Genomic DNA, 3,181 nt, shown 5'->3' on the forward strand with positions numbered 1-3,181 from the left:
CGCAAGTTATCGCTAAAGGCGGGCTAGCGGTTTGAGCTGTAACAACAAGTTTTGCGGTCGGGGTGGTAATTCGAGCAGCCAGCTGGTTTAGCAATGTGTATCCACGGCAGGAGCTTACAAAAAAAACGCGCCTCATCGGGCGTAATGCTGTTCACTTAAGCATTTGAGTCCAGGCCGTGGCTTCTAGAAAATCCGATACCAGTCCTCTGGTATCGGATTTTTTATGCCCATTCAGCAGCAATTGCTCGACCTCGGTGATCTCTTCAATTTCTCGGATCTGAGCACCTTCACGCAGAACATTCCTGTTGAGTGGGTCGCCAGTGCGCTGAACCTTTCAGCGCAAGCCACCATAAGGCGTCGTCGCCTACCAAGCGATCAGGTGCTTTGGTTGGTGCTGGGCATGGCCCTGTTCCGAGATGAGCCCGTACATGAGGTAGCCAGACGTCTGAATATCTGCGCTCAAGGCTTGGCCTCCGATCAGTTGCTGGCGCGAAGCGGCGTGACTGAAGCGCGTAAGCGACTGGGGGCTGATCCGGTCGAGTCGTTGTTTCGTCAGACGGGTAAACACTGGGGTTGCGAGCGATACGAAGCCGACGACTGGAATGGTTTACAGGTGTTCGCGGTCGATGGTGCATTACTGCGAACCCCCGATACACCTGAGCTAAGAGAACATTTTGGCTCTGGCAACACGGGCACTGAACGCCAGACACCTTTTCCAATGATGCGGCTCGTTGCCTTGATGAACGTGCGTTCCCACGTGATCCTCGATGCCCAGCTCAGCCCCTACCGGGGCAGCGAAATGCGCTTGGCCGAAACCTTCCTAGGCCAGATTCCGGACAATTCGATCACGCTATTCGACAAAGGCTTTTGGGGCGCTGATCTACTGCTGAGCGTTGCTGATGGCGGCAGCAATCGTCACTGGTTGACGCCGGCTCGCAAGAATCTGGTCATGGAGGAAGTCGAGCGTTACGGCGAGCATGATCGCCGTGTTCGGATGAAGGTTTCGCCCCAAGCACGCAAGCGAAATCCAAGCCTGCCCACACATTGGGAGGTGCGTGAGGTTAGTTATGAAAGCCGGGGACACGTCAGATCGCTGCTCACTTCATTGCCTGCTGGGGACTACAGCGCAGAGGCTGTCGCTGAGCTGTACCTGGAGCGCTGGGAGATCGAGTTGGGCTTTCGAGACATCAAAAGCTCGATGCAACAAAACGCAGTGACGCTGCGTAGTAAGAAGATCGACCTGATTTATCAGGAGGTTTGGGGCCTGCTACTGGCTTACAACATCATTCGCAGGGAGGCGAGCCAGGCCGCAGTAGCCTTCGGTCGGGAGCCTTCAGATATAAGGTTCAAACCCGCCTGCCAGTACATCGCGGTGCAATTGATCGTCATGGCGGCGGCCAATCCGGTTTCGGCAACGGGAAGAAGGCTGGCTGAATTGCGGGGAGGTGTCGCAGGGCTGTTTCTGGATCACCGTCCAAGGCCAGGGAGGCCAAGGACGGTGAAGATTTCCAAAACCCGGTATCCGGTGGATCGTAAGGCTGCTCCGCTTAAGTGAACAGCATTATGCTCCGGCAGGGCTTTTTAATTGGCGCGGGCGAAGAGGATCGAACCCTTATGCTTGGTGTGTCGTTCCGTCTCAAAGCGTGTCGTTAAGGGGTTTCCAGCTATCTCGCCTGCTCGTTTCGTCGCTATGCGTCACAATGATTTCGACACTTTTTCGACATGTCTGCTATGGGTTTTCCCGTTTCGATCTAAGTCATCGATATATAGGAACAAGCTCGTATCGTTGTAGCTCTTACACAACACCAGTACGAGCTTGCAATGCCCCGATTACTGCCCAGTGATGAGCACTGGTCGAAGCTGAGGGAAATTCAGCTGCACAAGGCCATCTACAACAAGCGTAATCTACGGATGACCGTCGAAGGCATGCTGTATCGCATGCGCGGAGGATGCCTCTGGCGAGACTTTCCCGGGGCATTCGTAAGCTTGAGCAAAGGCTACAAACGTTTCAACGCCTGGTCCGCGTCAGGTTAGCTCGCAGCCAACCTCTATAGGCTTCAACCTGACAGGTCGCATGCTTAGCGTACGATTTTTCCGTTTTCTTTATCGCCCCCTTGAAGGCCCTCCGTCCAGCCAAACACTTTGCCCACCGACAGAGGTTACTCAATGATTCGACTTCTCTATATCAGCCGTGCCGCCCCCACAATATCGAATGAACAAGTACAGGACATACTACTGTCCTCGCGCCAAAATAATCCGGCCAGCAGTATCACTGGCATCCTGGTCCACGGTGGTGGACTGTTCATGCAAGTTTTAGAAGGGCAGGAACAGGATGTTCTCCGGAAATATGTGAAGATTCTAGATGATCCCAGACACAGTGGTGCAGAGATTCTTTATATTTCGCCGGCGAACAATCGGATCTTTGGGAAGTGGTCGATGGGGGGCATAAAAAGCGATCCCTTGCAATTTCAATATATCTCCAAATTGCGAGCCCGCCGTCTAGAGGTCATCGATGCAAGTACGTTCACGGAGACGATGCGCGAGTTTGCACAGATGCTGAGAGACGCGAAGTAGGGTGTGACCAGAAAACCTCTGCTTAGGGTGACCTGTGGTCAATGTGTAGGGGGTGTTCCAGCTTCGATCTAAATCATTGGTATATAGGAACAAGCTCGCATCGTTGTAGCTCACACACAACACCAATACGAGTTTGCGATGCCCCGATTACTGCTCAGTGATGAGTACTGGTCGAAGCTGCGGGAAATTCTGCTGCACAAGGCCATCTACAACGAGCGTATACGAACGCTCCTCGATGTTGATAATTCTGAAGCTTCCGCTACCTCAGCCCATTGGGTTAAAGCTGCTTGCTGCTCCGCAATAACGGGTTTTTCATCCGGTCGCTTAGATCTTTGCGATCACCGTCAAAGCGGGCACGCCATGTCTGACATTGTTCATGGAAGTGCTGTTTGGCAGCCTTGCGGCATTCTCTATAGTCGATTGAGCCTCGGCGATGATTGCCGCACACGCTCGTTCGGTCGATGTAGTTGTTTACTGCCACCCACTCCGCCAGATAGTTAGTACCGCCATTCCAGCTCTTTATCCAGGTGGATGTGCGCTCCCGGCTTACCGTGCGCGGACGTCGCTCGCTACTAGCGGGCTTTGCTGCAACTTCACGGACTACCGG

2 protein-coding genes and 3 pseudogenes are annotated in these 3,181 nt (G+C 53.6%); 4 read left to right on the plus strand and 1 reads right to left on the minus strand.

Features of this window, described 5'->3' with window-relative positions; all coding sequences use genetic code 11:
• Positions 1–223: 223 nt before the first annotated feature.
• The 4 genes and pseudogenes from DQ405_RS26225 to DQ405_RS26240 all read left to right on the plus strand — a co-directional run.
• Entirely contained in the window at positions 224–1,555 is a 1,332-nt protein-coding gene (locus tag DQ405_RS26225) for an IS4 family transposase (protein ID WP_178114219.1), read from the plus strand.
• A gap of 266 nt (positions 1,556–1,821) precedes the next feature.
• Positions 1,822–2,031, plus strand: a pseudogene (locus DQ405_RS26230) (transposase); the annotation flags it as partial.
• 135 nt (positions 2,032–2,166) lie between these two features.
• Positions 2,167–2,574: a BLUF domain-containing protein gene (locus DQ405_RS26235; protein WP_128121957.1), complete on the plus strand. Its 408-nt coding sequence runs from the start codon at positions 2,167–2,169 to the stop codon at positions 2,572–2,574.
• Between the two features lie 138 nt (positions 2,575–2,712).
• Positions 2,713–2,793, plus strand: a pseudogene (locus DQ405_RS26240) (IS5/IS1182 family transposase); the annotation flags it as partial.
• Positions 2,794–2,851: 58 nt separating this feature from the next.
• On the opposite strand, the pseudogene DQ405_RS27325 reads toward DQ405_RS26240, so the two are convergent.
• Positions 2,852–3,181, minus strand: a pseudogene (locus DQ405_RS27325) (hypothetical protein); the annotation flags it as partial.

It is taken from the genome of Pseudomonas sp. SST3 (genome assembly GCF_003325755.1).